Raw genomic sequence first — 17328 nt, 5'->3', positions numbered from 1 at the left:
TTATGATGGATTTTGTTCGTTGGACCTCCACTTTTGGTATTCAAAAGCCGCCCATACATAGAGATTGAGAAGGAACAGCACCATCCCCGCAGACACAGCCTCGGCGTGGATGCTACCGTAACGGTAATAGTTTACCGCGAGTACGGCCACCAAACCGCACATCAACCAAAAGAACCCGGTATGAAATGCCTGAAGCCGGAACGTCTTGATCATCTCGTCCTCGACTTTCTCCTTGCTCAGATTGAGCAGTGTCAAACCACAGGCCCAGCCCAGGTAAATAATCTCCGCAGCTTGGTCGGGATCGATACCTGTACGAAGAATCGCCATCGCAATTACCAAAAGCACGGAAACCGGAAAAAACAGAAAAGCCAGTTTCCTCCATCTCCTGTCCAACATGGGGACGTGTAATAGTGAGAATGTTTTCATAATTGTAAAGATATTTTTACCAAATGTAAAGTATATTTTACATTGAGTCAAGTTTTCTTGATAAAAAAAATATTCTATGGGCAAAAAACTCTTGAATCCTTTTCTCCAAAAACCAATAAAATGCCCATTCCTTTCTACCTTTAAATTCCAAACCATTAAAACCTAAGGCTATGCATTGGGAAAATATCAGAATTGCCATCATCGGCTGTGGCAATCTCGGCACTTCGATCGTCAACGGGCTTCTGGACCAGCCCGACTTTATTCCACAAAACCTCCACATCACCAAGAGAAACCCTTCCAGCCTAATGCACTTTCAGGACAAAGGTGTGCGGGTACATTCGGACAATTCTTTGGCAGCCCAGGAATCTGATTTGGTGATCTTGGGCGTGAAGCCGTACAACGTGAATTCAATTCTGAAGGAAATCAATCCCGTCTTGGATCCAAAAAAACAGGTAGTCATTTCCTTGGCCACGGGTATTACTTTGGACGAAATGTTTGAGGTTCTCGATCCAAAAACTGTCGCGTTCCGAGCAATGCCCAATATTGCCGCGGATATTCGGGAGTCGATCACCTGCATTTGTGGCAGAAACAGCGATGAAAGCCATGAGAAGCAAGTCAAATCATTGTTCAACAGCATTGGATTCAGCATCACCATCGATGAGAGCCTGATGGAAGCAGCAACGGTCCTCGGTGCCTGCGGGATTGCGTATGTATTGAGATTTATGCGGGCGATGATACAGGGCGGGATTCAAATAGGCTTTGACGCCAAAACCGCCAGCCTGATTGTCAACCAAACTGTGAAAGGTGCAGCGGAACTCATGATCCAAAAAAACATGCACCCTGAGGAAGCCATCGACAAAGTCACCACACCCAAAGGCTGTACCATCGTCGGCCTCAATGAGATGGAACACCAGGGGTTTTCGGCAGCGATGGTCCGTGGGGTACTCGCCTCGTACGAAAAAATCGAAAAGGTATAGACATAAAAAAAAAGCCGGTTACCCGGCTTTTTTTATTTTTTCAACAATACATCTGCTGGCGGCGCCTTCCTGTTGGCCCTTTGGCTAGGATGGATAAAGGTGTAGAAAAACAGCCTAATCTCATATTTATCCTGGGTCAAAAACACGGTACTCATGCCGTCGTTCACCTCGTCATAGGTGTTTTTATCCTGCTTTTCGAGCCATTCAGGATCCAAGCTTCTGAACATGGAACTCATCGGAACGAAAGACATGTCATCTTTTTGGATCAAAACGGGTCGTTGAAGCTTACCTCCCTTTACCGTTGCTTTCCCAAAATAGCATTCGCTTCTTCCTTGGTGAATAACCGAAATCACCACATCATGTTGGCCATCGGTGACAGGACTAGCACCTCTTTCCGTAAATGCGATGATGTAATCATTGTAGCAACCCTCGATTCCTTTGGAATGGATACTGGTTGCTGATTGTGCTGTAACTTGAAAAGCAGCAACAACTAAAACTAAAAACAAAACAATTTTTTTCATGATTTTTTTTGGATTAGAGAAGTTAAAATCTTCGAACCAAATTAGAAAGAATAAGTATTTGCAAGCAAAGATTCACTAGGAAATCTTGCCCGATTTCGTGAATTGTTTCAATGCATGGATTGGCGTGTCAAAGTCGACACAGAAAATCAGGCCACAAAGCTTGCCAATTGTTCCAAAGTGACTTTCCCCTCATAGTAAGCTTTTCCAACGATGGCGCCATATACCCCGATCTTTTGCAAGTCCTCCAGGTCCTTTATACCAGAAACACCACCCGACGCGATGAGCCGGATGCCCGGAATTTCGGACAAAATATCCCGGTACAAATCGAGCGAAGGCCCTTGCAACAGGCCATCCTTGGCCACGTCGGTACAAATCACATGGGATAGCCCTTTCGCGAAATACTTCTTGATAAATGATATCACTTCCTCACCGGATGTTTCCTGCCAGCCAGAGACAGCGATTTTACGGTCCTTTGCATCTGCGCCTAGGATGATTTTTTCGCCGCCAAACTGCTTAATCCAAGAATCAAAAAGTGCCGGGTTCTTCACCGCGATACTGCCACCTGTCACCTGATGCGCCCCAAGGGAAAAAGCCAAAGCGATATCCTCATCTGATTGCACACCCCCTCCGAAGTCTACCTTCAGCGAGGTGCCTGAGGCAATCGATCTCAAGACCGCCCCATTGATAATCCGCTTTGCTTTGGCACCATCCAAATCGACCAAATGCAGGCGCTTGATGCCGGCATCCTCGAAGCGCTTGGCCATTTCCAATGGACTGTCATGGTATACTTTTTTTTGGGAATAATCACCTTGGGTGAGTCGGACGCACTGTCCGTCGATAAGGTCTATGGCTGGGATGATGTGCATTGTCTAGACGAGAGATGTGAGATACGAGATATGAGAAAATGCTAGAAAGGTACCTGATGAGCGATGCTGGATGACCTGTGAAGTGGGTCAGAAAGGTGGCTAGCCAACCATTAACTCAATAACTCAAAACCCAATAACTATTAACTGCCAATCCTAAGGAAATTCTCCAAAATCCTTTCTCCCACTTTCCCACTCTTCTCTGGATGCGCCTGCATGGCGTAGAAATTATCCCGGTGCATGAGCGCCGCGAAATCATGGATATAGTGGGTTTTGGCAATGGTAAAATCAGATAGCTCGCAGAAAAAGCTGTGCACATAGTACACGAATGCCGTTTCATCCAATCCGTTCAGGAGTGGATGCTTGAGGTCAAGGAGATTGTTCCATCCTACATGAGGCACTTTGAATTCCTCATGGCTCTCGGGAATGAAGCGCTTCACCTTGACTGGAAATACACCCAAGCACGTCGTATCGTTTTCTTCGGAATATTCGCAAAGAAGCTGCTGCCCCAGGCAAACACCAAAAAAGGGTTGTCTGAGCTGTGGAATCAAGCGGTCGAGCTTCTTTTCCTTCAGGTAACGCATGGCCGTACTCGCTTCGCCTTGACCGGGGAAGATTACCTTATCCGCCTTTTGGATGGTATCAAAGTCGTCGGTCAAGACAGCGTCGACGCCTAGCCTTTCCAGTGCGTAAAGGACCGATTGGACATTGCCTGCGTTGTATTTGATGACTGCTACCTGCATGCTAGATGTGAGATTTGAGACCTGAGATTTGAGATTTGGGCTGGATTGATGGATGACCGATGATGGGTTACAGCTGAACTCCCAAATCCAAACACTTAATAACTCAGTAACTTTTTAACCTTATAACATTTTAACTTCTTAACCTACTTGGCTGCCTCCGCGACCATTTCCTCAAGCACTTCTTCGATCTCCGGCAATGAACGGTACAATTGCTCATAGCTGTCGATGACGAAGTATTTGTCCTGAAATTTGTCTTTCCAGTATGGCGTATTCATGATCCTTCTGACATCATATGGAAGGTGGGCAGGCGAATCGGAAAGACTGAACTTGGTCTCTCCCGCCGAACTTAGGATTCCTGCGCCATAAATGCGCAACTCACCTTCTTCACGAATCAGTCCGAATTCGATTGTAAACCAATAAATTCTCGACAGCAGTTCTATCGCCCATTTATCGTCTATATGCTTTAGCGCAATTCCGCTGAGATTTTCGAGGAAATCCACATAATGCTGATTGGTCAGCATGGGCATATGTGCAAATGCATCGTGGAACATGTCCGGTTCTTCGAGGTAATCCAACTGTTCCATCTTTCGCAACCAAGTCGAGGAGCAAAAGCGCTTGTTGTTCATCAGCCCGAAAAACAAGTCGTCGTCAATCAGACCTGGCACCACCTGTATCGCCCAACCGGTGGACTTTGCCAACCTTTTGTTGACATCTTCGAAATCAGCGATTCGGTCGGCGGTGAAATTGATGGTTTTGATTCCATCCAGATAAGCTTTTGATGCTGCTTTGGGGAGATTGACGATTTGTCTTTCAAAAAGGATCCTCCAAACTTTGAAGTCCTCCTCCGTGTAAGCCGCATAGTCCTGCCGCATGGCCTTTAATCTCGGGTCCGAAAAGACCCAGTCTTTGGGTTTATTCATGGTAAGCATATTTGGGTTTGGGTGTAAAGATAGGCGAAAGCACAAAAGGTTGAAAGGTTAAAGAGTTATAAGGTTATAAGGTTGAAAGGTTATAAGGTTTTAAGGTTGAAAGGCTATAAGGTTTGGTATTTGCATCTAAGGATGCTAAACCACAAAGTGGCAACTTTAAAACTTTCTAACATTCAAACCTCCTAACCCTACAATAACTCAAACCCCTTCCGCATCTCGAATGTTTTTCGGATCCAATCTGCAAGGCGGGCACTTTGTGCGAAGTCAAGGGTTTGCTGTCCGTCGGAATAGGCTTTTTCGGGCACCTCATGGGTTTCGTAGATGATGCCATCCGCTCCGGCCATCACGCCTGCCAAGGCCATTTGGGGCACATACTCACGGATACCGATGCCATGGGAGGGATCGACGATCACGGGTAAGTGCGATTTGGCTTTGAGGATTGGGACGGCATTGAGATCGAGGGTATTGCGGCTGGCGCGTTCGTAGGTACGGATTCCCCGTTCGCAAAGAATGAGTTTTTCATTCCCGCCGGAAAAGACGTATTCAGCGGACTGCAGCAGTTCTTCGATGGTCCCCGAAATCCCCCTTTTGATCATCACGGCTTTGTCCACCTTTCCCAATTCGTCCAGAAGGTTGAAATTCTGGGTATTTCTTGCGCCCACTTGGTAGACGTCGGTGTAGGGATACATTTCCTCGATTTGGGACACCTGCATCACTTCGGTGACGATCTTAATCCCCGCGGCCGATGCCAATTCATGCCAAAGTTTCAAGCCCTCGATCCCCATGCCTCGAAAAGCATAAGGGCTTGTCCTTGGTTTGAAAACACCGCCCCGCATCATGCGGATGCCGGATTCCTGAAGGTGGGCTATCACTTTTTTGATTTGGTCCTCGGACTCGATGGAGCAGGGTCCTGCGATGATGGCCATATCGCCGTCCTTGATACAAACCCCGTCGCCTAGGTCAATGGTGGTCGGACTGACCTTCCATTTTTTGGAAACAAGCTTGTACTCATCCGATACGATATGGATGTCTTGAATACCTTCCATTTGTCCGATTTTGCGGATGTCAAAATCTTTCTTGCCGATGCCGATCAGGTAATCCCCCAATTGGGTCTTGACCTCGGTGGTTTTGTAGCCGATTTTGTTGACCTCTGCAATCAGGGAATCTTTTTGGCTATCAGAAATGGATTCTTTGAGTTGGATAATCATGGATTACTGGATTACAGAGCGGATATAGGAGATGATATCAGCGCTCAGGTTTTGACTGTTTTTGATGGTCTTGATAAATGCACTTCCGATGATCGCACCGTGGCTGTAAGTGCAGGCAGTATTGAATGTGGAATTGTCAGAAATCCCAAACCCGATCAAGCGCGGGTTTTTTAATTCCATGGATTTTACCCGGTTGAAATACTCGATCTGCTCTCCACTGATATCGGCTTTGGCGCCAGTGATGCTATGGCTGGAAACCATGTAGATAAATCCATTGGACTTCTCATCGATCTCACGAATGCGGGCTGCGCTGGTTTGGGGCGAAATCAGGAAGGTATTCCGCAAGCCATATTGGTCGAACATCTCCTTGTAATCGTCCAAATACTGCTGCATCGGCAGGTCGGGAAGGATAAGGCCATCTACGCCGACGGCTTGGCACTTTTTGCAAAAATCCTCTATCCCAAACTGGATGATCGGATTCAGGTACCCCATTAGGATCACTGGAACTTGCACTGTTTCTCGCATTTTTTCCAATTGTGAAAAAAGCTTCTTCAAGCTCATGCCGTTTTGCAGGGCAACCATATTGCTTTCCTGAATGGTAGGTCCATCCGCTATCGGGTCAGAATACGGCACACCGACTTCGATGATATCGGCACCTGCGGCTTGGATCGCCTCCATGATGGGGAGCGTATCTTCCAAACGCGGGAATCCCGCCGTGAAATAGATGGACAGCACACGCTGTTTTTTTTGCTGAAATAACTGGTCTATTCGGTTCATTTGCTTAGACGTGAGAATTGGATTTGAGAAATGAGATGGGGACTGAAGGCGGAAGAAGAAAGTTATATAACCGAAATCGAATTAATGAGATGCGAATTTTGATTCAAGGATCTTGTCGCCTTTCTCTCGGCTCTTGATTCTCGCTTCTCGGCTCTCGCCTCTCTCTTCTCGGCTCTTGTCTCTTGTTTCTTGCCTCGTACTTCTGACTTCGTAATTCCTACTTTTCAATATCCTCCCCACTTGATATACGTTTCCAAATCCTTGTCGCCACGCCCTGATAGGTTGATGACGATGACATCGTCTTTTTGGTATTGGATCATATTCAAGGCATGGATGGCATGGGCACTTTCGATGGCGGGGATGATGCCTTCCAATCTGCTGAGCTCGATACCCGCCTTCATGGCATCCTCGTCCTCCACAGCCACAAATTCGGCCCTCCCGATATCATGCAGGTGCGCATGTACCGGCCCGATGCCTGGATAATCCAAACCGGCCGAAATGGAATGTGGCTCGACCACTTGCCCGTCCTCCGTCTGCATCAGTAAAGTCTTGCTCCCATGCAATACACCGGGCGTACCCAAGACCGTTGTGGCTGCGGATTTTCCCGAATTGATGCCCAAGCCCGCTGCCTCGGCAGCGACAAGCCTTACCTGCGGCACGTTGTAATAGTGATAAAATGCCCCCGCCGCATTGCTGCCACCACCAACACAGGCAATGACAATATCCGGATTTGGAGTTCCTTCTTTTTCCAAAAGTTGGGTCTTGATCTCCTGTGAAATCACCGATTGGAAGCGGGCGACCATCTCGGGGTAAGGATGGGGGCCGACAACCGAACCGATGATGTAATGCGTGTCGACGGGATTATTGATCCACTGGCGCATGGCCTCGTTGGTCGCGTCCTTGAGGGTTTGGCTGCCTGAGGTGGCAGGGACAACCTTGGCGCCCAGGATCTTCATCCGCTCCACGTTGGGTCGCTGCCGTTGGATATCCAAGGCACCCATGTAAACTGTGCAGTCCATTCCCATCAGTGCACACACGGTCGCCGTCGCCACGCCATGTTGGCCGGCGCCCGTCTCCGCGATGATCCTCTTTTTCCCAAGCTTTTTGGCCAAGATGATCTGTCCAACGGTATTGTTGACCTTGTGGGCGCCCGTATGGCAAAGGTCTTCCCGCTTGAGGTAAATCTTCGCCCCGTGCTTTTCCGAAAGCCTCGACGCAAAATACAAGGGCGTCGGCCTGCCTACAAAATCGCGCAGCAGCATCTGAAATTCCTCCTGAAAATCAGGGGAGGCCACGATCTGCTCCCAGTTTTCCCTGAGTTCCTCGATGTTGGGATGCAGCATTTCGGGGATGTAGGCTCCACCAAATTTGCCATAGAAGCCTTTTTCGTCTATCTGTATCATGATTTTATGTTTAACGACCTATGCTGGAGCCAGGAAATATGGAGTCAGAAACATGAATAGATTTTGCCCATTGATTTCATCTTCCTAAAGCACTCAGTCTTATGTCTTGAATCTTGTGTCTTATGTCTTTAAATAATCCCAAAACTTTCGTACTAAGCTAATATCCTTTACCCCAGGTTTGGTTTCAAATTTGGAATTGATATCGATTCCCTGCATTTGGGGTATTTTGGCCTGAAGATCCTTGATCGCATCCGCGTGTTCAATTGCCAAGCCGCCGCTAAGCATAAATGGAGTCGGCAACGGATAATCCAGCAACAGCTCCCAATTGAATGTCTTTCCACTTCCCCCGTGGCTTTTGGAAAATGTATCGAAAAGGAAGCAATCGACGATATTTTGGTAGGGCAGAAGCTTTTCCCAATCCATCTCCTCCCCTACCAAAAACACCTTCCAAACCGACTTGCCGGTTTTTTCCTTCAGCATGTTCGCAAATTCAGGACTTTCATCCCCATGCAATTGGATCGCATCCAAACCGAACAAGCCGACCTTTTCGCTTATCTCCTCCATGCTTGCATTGACAAAAACACCTACTTTGTTCACCCTGAAGTTCCGGATCGATTCAGCAAGCGCATTTTCGACAAACCTTGGCGAAGGTGGATAGAAGATCAGACCCATCCAATCTGGCTGGACCACTTCCACCAAATCACGGATATTGTCCGGATCCCGCATGCCACAGACCTTTAGCCTCATGGCAGTACCTGGATATCCTTTTGTAGTGCCAAAAGGTTGCGATAGGCATTCATGAAATTGAGCGCGGCCTGCTGTGGACGACTGGTTTTCATGAAGTTTTCTCCAATCAAAAACCCTTGAAAACCAGCGTTTCTGAGTTGGATCAAGGTTTCGGGCTCGGAAATTCCGCTTTCGGAAATCTTGACAAATTCATTTGGAATCCGATCCACGAGCGAAAATGAAGTGTCCAATGAAACATCAAATGTCTTGAGGCTGCGGTTGTTCACACCCACCAAATCCAAGTGTGGATTGAGGGAAGACTCCAGTTCTTGCAAGTCATGTACTTCCATCAATACTTCCATCCCAAGCGAATGTGCAAACTCGGCCAATCCACTCAGCCTTTTTGGTTCGAGTGCCGCTGCAATCAGCAGGATACAATCCGCACCTATGGATTTGGCTTCGAGGATTTGGTATTCATCGATGATGAAGTCCTTTCTGAGGATGGGGCAGAAATTGAACTTCCGGGCCAAGGTGAGGTCTTCGTTTTTTCCGCCAAAGAAATGTTGGTCAGTCAGGATGGATAGCGCCGAAGCTCCAGCCTGCATGTATCCGATCGTGACGGTTTCTACGGAGGCGCCGGGATTGATATCTCCTTTGGAAGGTGAACGCCTTTTGAACTCGGCAATGATCCCGGTTTTGTCTTCACGCAGGATATATTTCTTCATGGAAACCACCTTGGAATCGAAATAGATGCTTTTTTCCAAGAGCTTTACCGGAACCAGTTCGGATCTTTCGGCAACTTCCTTCCGCTTGTGGGCGATGATTTGGTCTAGAATATTCATGGTATCAGGATGCAAATGAGATGCTTGTTTTGGGATTGACTAAAGTTTGGAAAACTTTGAGGGCTTTTTGTCCGAAGAGGGAGTCTTTGGCTTTTTCCACTGCCTGTGCAAAATCCAATTCCGGATTTGCGGTCATGAGGGCTGCCGCCGCATTGGCGATGACGACGGAGTTTTGCTCCTCGGTGCCTTTGCCTTTCAGGATCGATTCGAAAATCCGGGCTGATTCCTCTACAGTGTCGCCTCCTGATATGGATTCGGCCGCAATGGCCACCATTCCCAAATCCTCGGGGCTGTACAGTTTTTCGCCTTTTTGACTGATCATTTTGAAATCCCCTGTCAGGGAAATCTCGTCATAGCCGTCCAATGCATGCAGAATGCTGAAATTCCCCTCATGCTCTTGGTACAGGTACGCGTAAAGTCGGGCAAGTTCGAGGCTGAACACCCCTACCAACTGCTTCTTCGGGAAACTCGGGTTCACCATCGGGCCGAGCATATTGAAAAAGGTCTTGACGCCCAATTCCTTCCGGATCGGAGCCACGTTTTTCATCGCCGGGTGAAACAGGGGCGCATGCAGAAAGCATATGCCAGCCTCGTCCAGGCTCTTGCGGATATGGTCCATATCATTGCGGAACTCATAGCCAAAATAGGCGAGCAGGTTGGAGGAACCGCAGATAGAGGAAACACCCGTATTGCCATGTTTGGCAACGTTTTGACCGGCGCCAGCCACGATAAATGAAGCCAAGGTGGAGATATTGAAAGTGTCCTTGCCGTCTCCGCCCGTACCACAAAGGTCCATGGCATCGTATTCGTCAATCTCTACGGGCACGCAAAGCTCGAGCATGGCTTCCCGGAATCCGCCCAACTCTTCCACCGTGATGCTCCGCATCAGGTAGACAGTCATGAATGCTGCGATTTGGCTTTGATTGTAGCCTCCGGTCGCGATATTTTTGAGCACCTCCCGTGCCTGTTCCTTTCCAAGGGTACGGTGTTCGATGAGGTGGTTGAGGATTTCCTTCATGGTTTGGTAGGTTGTTGAGTTATTGGTTATTGAGTCCATAGCGGATAGTCCATGGTCCATAGCTGCGGCTGAGATTTCATATTGTCAATAATCGGTTCATTTACTTGGTTCTTCATACTTGGTACTTTGTATTTCCTTTATCCTTCCAGCCAATTCCGCATCATTTGGACGCCATTTTCGGTCAAGATGGATTCGGGATGGAATTGGACGCCACGCACCTTGAATTCCCGATGTCTTACCGCCATAATCTGTCCATCCGGCGTGCGGGCAGTGACTTCCAAGGCATCTGGAAAATCCTTCTCATTGATCACCCAAGAATGGTAGCGCCCAACCTTGAAGATGCCTGGCAGCCCTTGGAACAACAAATCAGACTGCACATCTACCTCGGACGCCAAGCCATGGACAACTTCCGAAAGGTTAATCAAACTACCTCCAAACGCCTCCCCAATTGCTTGATGACCCAGGCAAACGCCTAGGATATCCTTGGTTGCGCTGTATTTCTGGAGAAGTTCAGGCATAATTCCCGCTTCGGATGGCACGCCCGGTCCCGGCGAAAGCAGGACTTTGTCGTATTCTTCGACCTTCTCCAAGCTGATCTTGTCATTTCTGAAAATGTCCATTTCTGACCCATAGCCCAAGGTTCTTAGTATATAGACCAAGTTGTAGGTGAATGAATCGTAATTATCGAGGACGAGGAGGTTCATAGAATTAAAGGGTTGCAAGGTTAAAAGGTTTGGAAGGTTTGAGGGCTAGAAGGTTTGGAGGGTTATCGAAGTCAATATTTCAAGCATCTATTTTCCATTCGGGTTTTTTTTATCTGAAGCAGAATTGATTGTTGATTTAAGATAGTTGATGAATGTCTTGATTTGGGCCGAAAGTTTCTTCAGATCGTTGTGGAGAACGTGATAGTCATTTTCACTCACCCTTCCCGCTGCCACTAACACCGCTAATTGGCTTCTTACCTCGCCAGCTGATCCTTTGGCATAGTACAGAAATTTGATGAACACCTTGTTGTTGTTATATTCAAAGCCCTCAGCTATATTATTGGAAATAGATATAGTGGCACCTATCAACTGATCCCTTGATTTAAAATCGTTTTTCAAAGGCGCACGATCCGAAAGTTTATAAACTTCGACACCAATTCTCACCGCCTCCTTCCAAATATTCAAATTCTCAAAAGCTTCAATAGTTGCCATAACTTTTTAACCTTTCAACTTTCTAATCCCTTTAACCTAAATCCTTTCCGCCATCCTTAGCGCCACCCTCAAAGCCGCCAACTTGTTACCTACTTCGTTTAATTCTGACTCGATGGAACTCTTGGCGACGACTCCTGCCCCGGCTTGGAATCGCAGCTCGTTGTTTTCGGACACAAAGGAGCGGATCAAAATGGCGTGGTTGAAATCACCGTTGAAGCCCAAAAAGCCGATTGCACCCCCATAAAATTTACGAGGCGTGTTTTCCAACTCATCGATCAATTGCATCGCACGGTATTTGGGTGCGCCTGACAGGGTTCCTGCAGGGAAGGTATCCGCAACAAGCTGTAATGGATTGGCGTCTTTGGGCAAGGTTCCTTTTACCTTGGAGACCAAGTGGATGACATGGGAATAGTATTGGATTTCTTTAAAAACCTCCACTTCCACCTTCTCCGAAGAGCGGCTGAGGTCGTTGCGGGCAAGATCCACAAGCATCACGTGTTCGGAATTCTCCTTTGGATCGTCATACAGTTTCATCGCCAGGGCCGCATCCGCTTGGTCGTTACCAGTTCGTTTGAAAGTGCCTGCTATGGGATAGATGGTGGCCTGGCCGTTTTTTACCACAATCTGTGCCTCCGGACTGCTTCCAAAAACCTTGTAAGAACCATAGTCAAAATAGAACAGATAGGGCGAGGGGTTTACCGAACGCAAGGCCCGGTAAACATTGAATTCATCCCCTTTAAAGGCCGTTGTAAACCGACGGGAAAGCACAATCTGGAATACATCCCCGCGGAAACAGTGTTCTTGGCCCTTTTTCAAGATCTCCAAAAATTCCTCATCCGTGTAGTTGGAGCGCTCCTCCCCGACCAATCTGAAGGAATAGGCTGGAATGTTCTTATTGTTGAGCAGGGTTTCCAATTGTGCCAGGATGCTTTCGCGTGGTGATCCTTCTACTTGGTGCTCAAAGAGGTACATTTCATTTTTGAAATGGTCCACCACAATGACGTGCTGGTAGACGGCATAGTGCAGCATCGGAACAGAGTCAGACGCCCCGTGTTTGAGCGAAATATCCTCGAAGTAGGCGACCGAATCATACTGCATGTAGCCGAAAAGCCCATTCGAGATGAACTTGTGTTTCCCATTGTCATCCTCAAATTTTTCGGAAAACCGCTTTAGCGCATCGATCAGCGACAGATCGGGACCAATTGTGTAATGCAGGATTTCACCATTTGGAAGGGTTTCCTTTACTTTTCCATCCAAAAAAGAAAAGGCCGCCAGTGGATTGAAACACACATAGGAGTAGCTATCATCATGCCCGTGGTAATCCGAACTCTCCAACAGGATCGGATTCGCGAATCGGTCACGGATCTGTAGATAAATGGAAACCGGCGTGATAGTATCAGCCAGCAGTTTTTTGAAAGATGTCCGTATTTTGAATGCATTCATGGTCCAGGGATTAAAATGAAAAAGGCCCGCGGGGGAAACCAGCGGGCCTTCATGTATGATGATTTTCAAAATCTAGGCAACAGCTTTTGGTTCTTCCCCTGCTTGGAAAGTCAAATGCCACCACCAATATTTTGCTGTCAATGTTTTCATGATTCGATGGTCAAATTTAGGCAAGGATTGAAGAATCCAAAATTATTTCGAGTAAATTTTGGAACAAAAACAAAAAACATGAAGCCAATCCCCAAATATTTCAAGCGCGTGTTTGATGACTACCAAGTGTTGGTCAAGGTCAATCCAACGGATTTTTCGGGCATCGAGCTGATCGTTCATCCCGACGGCCGGGTAGAAAAAACAGAAATGTCCTTTGATGAAGAGATATTTGAGGATTTGGAAGTGGACGAATTTCAACCCGGTGGGGCTTTGGAATTCAATCTCTACCTGGCCAAAGCTAATCCCTGATTTGGCCGAAAAGAAAAGGCTGCCTCCAATCAAAGCAAACAGGCATCTGAATACTATTGAAGGTATACTTTTCCAAGAAAAAAGCCTTAAATTATCCCTCAATACAATAACCCAACACGAAAAACACTATGAAAAATAACCATGCAAGCCAGGTTGGTCTATGGATGGACCACTCCAAAGCACAAGTTGTCGAATTCAAAAACGGTGAAGCGGTTTTGGTCGAAAACATAGATTCTCCGGTCGAAACCATCAAAAGAATCGAGGGCGAAGTGAAGGATACAACAAGATTCACCTCAAGCAATGAACATTCATCCAACAACGAACACAAAAAACACAACATTGCCCAAAAAGAACTGAATGAATATTTCAGAATCCTTGAAAACAAATTGGCATCCTATGACGACATCCTGATTTTCGGACCTGGCGTAGTCAAAGAACAGTTCAGAAACAGACTGCGGGAAAACAAAAGCTTCTCTGATAAATGGCTTTCTGTCCAGACCAGCGACAAGCTAACAGTGAACCAACTGTTGGCTTTTGTCCGCGATTTTTACAAGGAGTCAAACCCTTAAGGGGCCACTCGAAAATCAGGTTTCTTCCATGACCGGGGTCATGTTTTTTGAATTCCAATCGGCGTAAATTGATTGAAAATCCAAAAGACATGGCTCCTTTCATTATACCCTTCTCCCAAATCCTCAACAAGGACGTTGCACAAGTCGGCGGGAAAAACGCCTCTTTGGGTGAAATGCTCCATCATCTAAGTCCATTGGGAATTCGGATTCCGGATGGATTTGCCACCACCGCAAATGCTTTCAGGTATTTTCTCCAGCAAAACAACCTAGTCTCCAAATTGGAGGAATTGCTCGATAGCCTCGACAAAACCAGCCTGGAAAACCTCGGCGAAATTGGAAAAGCATGTCGGGAATTGGTATTGTCCGCTTCGGTCCCAAAAGACCTAGGGGCAGCTATTCTCGAGAACTACCAACGACTAAGCGACGGAACACCCGTTTCGGTAGCGGTCAGAAGCTCGGCGACTGCCGAAGACCTGCCCACAGCGAGTTTCGCGGGACAGCACGATAGTTTTTTGAACATTTCGGGGGAAAAGGAATTGCTGCATGCGGTACAGAAATGCTACGCCTCCCTCTTCAATGACCGCGCAATCAAATACCGGCTGGACAATGGCTTTGAGCACATGCAGGTCGCGCTTTCTGCAGGGATTCAAAAGATGGTCAGATCGGATTTGGGTTCGGCTGGAGTGGCATTTACCAATGATCCGGAAACTGGATTCGAAAACATCATCTACATCACCGGTGCCTGGGGTCTCGGCGAAAACGTCGTGCAGGGCGCGGTCAATCCGGATGAGTTTTATGCTTTCAAACCAAACATTGAAAAGTCCTTGCCCAGTGTGATCCATCAAAAACTGGGTTCCAAGGAAACCAAAATGATCTACAGCCAAAACACGGCCAAGCCGGTGACTAGCGTACCGACTGCCACCCGGGAGCGAAACCACTATTGCCTATCGCTTGCCGAGACCGAAATTGTTGCTAAATGGTGCTTCTTGATCGAGAAGCATTATGGCATGGCCATGGACGTGGAATGGGCCAAAGATGGGGAAACCGGAGAATTATACATTGTACAAGCAAGGCCTGAAACCGTGCACGGTAGCAAAAAAGCACTGACAGTGAAAGAATATGCCCTGACCTCCAAAGCAAAACCGATACTCAAAGGAAAAGCCGTCGGAAGGTCGATTGCAAGCGGAAGAGCCTGCCTAGTGGATTCCATCGCGGATGCCTCCAAGGTTAGAAAGGGCGATATCATCGTCGCAGACATCACCAATCCCGACTGGAATGCGATGCTCAGAAAGGCGGTTTGCATCGTGACGAATAAGGGAGGCCGCACCAGCCACGCGTCGATTGTTGCCAGGGAACTGGGAATCCATGCCGTGGTGGGCACCGGCGACGCAACGAAAAAACTGCACGATGGGCAAGAAATCACCGTATCGTGCATCGAAGGAGACGAGGGAATGGTATATGAGGGAAAAATCGCCTGGACCGAAAAGGAAATTGACCTAGGGAACCTGCCAAAAACCAAAACCCATCCAATGTTTATCCTAGCCGATCCTTCGAAAGCATTCAGGCTGGCATCCTACCCAAACCAAGGAGTAGGATTGTTGCGCATGGAATTCATCATCAGCAACACAATCCGGATTCATCCCATGGCCTTGGTAAATTTCGACCAACTCCCGGAGGGAAACGACAAAAAGGCCATCGAAGGCATCACTGCCCAATACGTGGACAAGAGGCAATTTTTCGTCGAAACGCTGGCCCAAGAAATCGCGATGGTGGCAGCAGCATTTCATCCCAAAGATGTCATCGTGCGGATGAGCGATTTCAAAACCAACGAATATGCCCAATTGATTGGCGGGAAAACTTTTGAACCCGGTGAGGAAAATCCAATGCTTGGATTCAGGGGAGCTTCCCGGTACTATCATCCGCTCTACCGGGACGGATTCGGTTTGGAATGTAAGGCAATGAAAATGGTCCGAGACCACTATGGCCTGACCAATGTGAAGCTAATGATTCCGTTTTGCCGCACGATCGAAGAAGGGAAAAAAGTCCTGGAAACCATGAAAGCACATGGATTGGAACGAGGCAAAAACGGTCTAGAGATCTACGTCATGGCCGAAATCCCAAGCAATGTCATTCTTGCCGAAGAGTTTGCCGATATCTTTGACGGATTCTCCATCGGTTCCAATGATCTCACCCAACTCACACTTGGTATTGACCGGGACTCCTCGCTGATTTCCGATCTGTTTGACGAAAACAATCCCGCAGTGAAAAAAATGCTTGCCGATGTGATTGGCGCAGCCAAACGAAAAGACGTCAAGATCGGACTTTGCGGACAAGCTCCAAGCGACTATCCCGATTTTGCGGGATTTCTGGTGGAACTCGGTATCGACAGTATTTCATTCAATCCAGACGCCCTGATCAAGGGCATCGAAAACATCGCCAAAGCAGAAAGCAAAAAATCACTTTAGAGACAAGGCTTTGAAGCCTTCCTTGATTCTGCCCACCGCATCAAAGGAGTCGTCGATATTGATGACTCCTTTTCCCACTTCATGCCAGAGGCCATCGCCACAATCGATGAAATGTCCTTTGTGTTGGGGCTTGGTTTGCTTTGCGCGATCATAGTCGTAATCCGGAAGAAACACAAACGAGAGCAATTCCTTGGTCTTGTCCCAATCGGCTTCCTTTGCCTTTCCGTTTACCCTAACTTCCACTTTTCTAACAGAAAACAAAACCGTCAAGGTCAAATCAAAAAGTTGGTTTTCCTCCCGAATCAAATACCCAATTTTAAGCGGAGCCTCTTTTTTGGAAATCTCATAGATCGCTTGGATCACATCTTGGGCAAAAAACTGCCAATCCTCTTGGTTAAGCGGCACGGTATAGACTTCCTGTCCGTGTATGTCTTTCGTCAAAACACCAATTCCGCCTTCAGCGTCAAGCTTTTTATTGGACCATTTAGTCTTTGAATAAAGCTCCATCAGGGGCTTTTTCCAGACCAAAGGAACCTCCCCGTTGAAGTGAAAATCATCATGTAGCGTAAAACCTTCGTCCCTGATTTCCTCCTCGGTCACCTCGTCCCTATCCGTATAGACCAAGTCCAGGGACACATCCAAAAAATCCCGTTGGATACCAATTTTGAGTTTGTAATAATGGCTGTAGGGAGGAGGAATCACGCCCGAGTCAAAGGCAATTTCAATCAGTTGGATATCTTCTTTTTTTAGATGCATAAAAATG

The 17328-nt window shown here is 47.3% G+C and carries 19 protein-coding genes; 4 read left to right on the top strand and 15 right to left on the bottom strand.

Features of this window, described 5'->3' with window-relative positions:
* Nucleotides 1–426, bottom strand: coding sequence for a hypothetical protein (locus tag C943_RS07960; protein ID WP_157198477.1), 426 nt, complete (start codon nucleotides 424–426; stop codon nucleotides 1–3).
* A gap of 170 nt (nucleotides 427–596) precedes the next feature.
* Between C943_RS07960 and proC the strand changes: the two genes are divergently transcribed.
* The gene (gene proC / locus C943_RS07955; RefSeq protein ID WP_008626287.1) at nucleotides 597–1403 is read left to right on the top strand and encodes a pyrroline-5-carboxylate reductase; all 807 of its coding nucleotides are present in this window, start codon (nucleotides 597–599) and stop codon (nucleotides 1401–1403) included.
* 32 nt (nucleotides 1404–1435) lie between these two features.
* Here the strand turns inward: proC and C943_RS07950 are convergent, their stop codons facing one another.
* The 13 genes from C943_RS07950 to C943_RS07890 form a co-directional block, all read right to left on the bottom strand.
* On the bottom strand, nucleotides 1436–1924 hold the full coding sequence (locus tag C943_RS07950) for a hypothetical protein (RefSeq protein ID WP_008626286.1): 489 nt from the start codon (nucleotides 1922–1924) through the stop codon (nucleotides 1436–1438).
* 146 nt (nucleotides 1925–2070) lie between these two features.
* The gene (gene hisA / locus C943_RS07945) at nucleotides 2071–2790 is read right to left on the bottom strand and encodes a 1-(5-phosphoribosyl)-5-[(5-phosphoribosylamino)methylideneamino]imidazole-4-carboxamide isomerase (protein WP_008626285.1); all 720 of its coding nucleotides are present in this window, start codon (nucleotides 2788–2790) and stop codon (nucleotides 2071–2073) included.
* 140 nt (nucleotides 2791–2930) lie between these two features.
* A complete protein-coding gene (hisH, locus tag C943_RS07940) occupies nucleotides 2931–3530 on the bottom strand; it encodes an imidazole glycerol phosphate synthase subunit HisH (RefSeq protein ID WP_008626284.1) in 600 nt (199 codons plus the stop codon).
* A 143-nt stretch (nucleotides 3531–3673) separates the two neighbouring features.
* Nucleotides 3674–4450 (bottom strand): phenylalanine 4-monooxygenase, encoded by a 777-nt coding sequence (locus C943_RS07935; protein ID WP_008626283.1) that lies wholly within the window; start codon nucleotides 4448–4450, stop codon nucleotides 3674–3676.
* A gap of 197 nt (nucleotides 4451–4647) precedes the next feature.
* On the bottom strand, nucleotides 4648–5667 hold the full coding sequence (gene aroF / locus C943_RS07930) for a 3-deoxy-7-phosphoheptulonate synthase (protein WP_008626282.1): 1020 nt from the start codon (nucleotides 5665–5667) through the stop codon (nucleotides 4648–4650).
* Nucleotides 5668–5670: 3 nt separating this feature from the next.
* Complete coding sequence (gene trpA / locus C943_RS07925; RefSeq protein ID WP_040479633.1) at nucleotides 5671–6444, bottom strand: tryptophan synthase subunit alpha; 774 nt, start codon at nucleotides 6442–6444, stop codon at nucleotides 5671–5673.
* 224 nt (nucleotides 6445–6668) lie between these two features.
* Nucleotides 6669–7847 (bottom strand): tryptophan synthase subunit beta, encoded by a 1179-nt coding sequence (trpB, locus tag C943_RS07920; protein WP_008626279.1) that lies wholly within the window; start codon nucleotides 7845–7847, stop codon nucleotides 6669–6671.
* Between the two features lie 120 nt (nucleotides 7848–7967).
* A complete protein-coding gene (locus tag C943_RS07915) occupies nucleotides 7968–8594 on the bottom strand; it encodes a phosphoribosylanthranilate isomerase (RefSeq protein ID WP_008626276.1) in 627 nt (208 codons plus the stop codon).
* On the bottom strand, nucleotides 8591–9415 hold the full coding sequence (trpC, locus tag C943_RS07910) for an indole-3-glycerol phosphate synthase TrpC (protein WP_040479631.1): 825 nt from the start codon (nucleotides 9413–9415) through the stop codon (nucleotides 8591–8593). Before trpC ends, C943_RS07915 begins: the two co-directional genes overlap by 4 nt.
* Before the next feature lie 4 nt (nucleotides 9416–9419).
* Entirely contained in the window at nucleotides 9420–10433 is a 1014-nt protein-coding gene (gene trpD / locus C943_RS07905; protein ID WP_040479831.1) for an anthranilate phosphoribosyltransferase, read from the bottom strand.
* Between the two features lie 137 nt (nucleotides 10434–10570).
* On the bottom strand, nucleotides 10571–11137 hold the full coding sequence (locus C943_RS07900) for an anthranilate synthase component II (protein ID WP_008626270.1): 567 nt from the start codon (nucleotides 11135–11137) through the stop codon (nucleotides 10571–10573).
* 87 nt (nucleotides 11138–11224) lie between these two features.
* Nucleotides 11225–11629, bottom strand: a complete 405-nt coding sequence (locus tag C943_RS07895) for a four helix bundle protein (RefSeq protein WP_008626268.1) — start codon at nucleotides 11627–11629, stop codon at nucleotides 11225–11227.
* A 36-nt stretch (nucleotides 11630–11665) separates the two neighbouring features.
* Nucleotides 11666–13072: an anthranilate synthase component I family protein gene (locus tag C943_RS07890; RefSeq protein ID WP_040479629.1), complete on the bottom strand. Its 1407-nt coding sequence runs from the start codon at nucleotides 13070–13072 to the stop codon at nucleotides 11666–11668.
* Nucleotides 13073–13300: 228 nt separating this feature from the next.
* On the opposite strand from C943_RS07890, the gene C943_RS07885 reads away from it, so the two are divergent.
* The 3 genes from C943_RS07885 (at nucleotide 13301) to ppsA (ending at nucleotide 16565) form a co-directional block, all read left to right on the top strand.
* On the top strand, nucleotides 13301–13531 hold the full coding sequence (locus C943_RS07885; protein WP_008626263.1) for a hypothetical protein: 231 nt from the start codon (nucleotides 13301–13303) through the stop codon (nucleotides 13529–13531).
* A gap of 128 nt (nucleotides 13532–13659) precedes the next feature.
* Nucleotides 13660–14100 carry a hypothetical protein gene (locus C943_RS07880; RefSeq protein WP_008626258.1) on the top strand — a complete coding sequence of 147 codons (441 nt, stop codon included), beginning with the start codon at nucleotides 13660–13662 and terminating at the stop codon, nucleotides 14098–14100.
* A gap of 89 nt (nucleotides 14101–14189) precedes the next feature.
* Nucleotides 14190–16565: a phosphoenolpyruvate synthase gene (ppsA, locus tag C943_RS07875; protein WP_040479828.1), complete on the top strand. Its 2376-nt coding sequence runs from the start codon at nucleotides 14190–14192 to the stop codon at nucleotides 16563–16565.
* On the opposite strand, the gene C943_RS07870 is transcribed toward ppsA, so the two are convergent.
* The gene (locus tag C943_RS07870) at nucleotides 16557–17321 is read right to left on the bottom strand and encodes a hypothetical protein (protein WP_008626254.1); all 765 of its coding nucleotides are present in this window, start codon (nucleotides 17319–17321) and stop codon (nucleotides 16557–16559) included. The genes ppsA and C943_RS07870 overlap by 9 nt on opposite strands.
* Nucleotides 17322–17328 lie beyond the last annotated feature (7 nt).

Source organism: Mariniradius saccharolyticus AK6 (assembly GCF_000330725.2).
GTDB classification, from domain to species: Bacteria; Bacteroidota; Bacteroidia; order Cytophagales; family Cyclobacteriaceae; genus Mariniradius; species Mariniradius saccharolyticus.
Note: the sequence above shows the minus strand (reverse complement) of the source record. Positions and strands in the feature narration are given on the sequence as shown.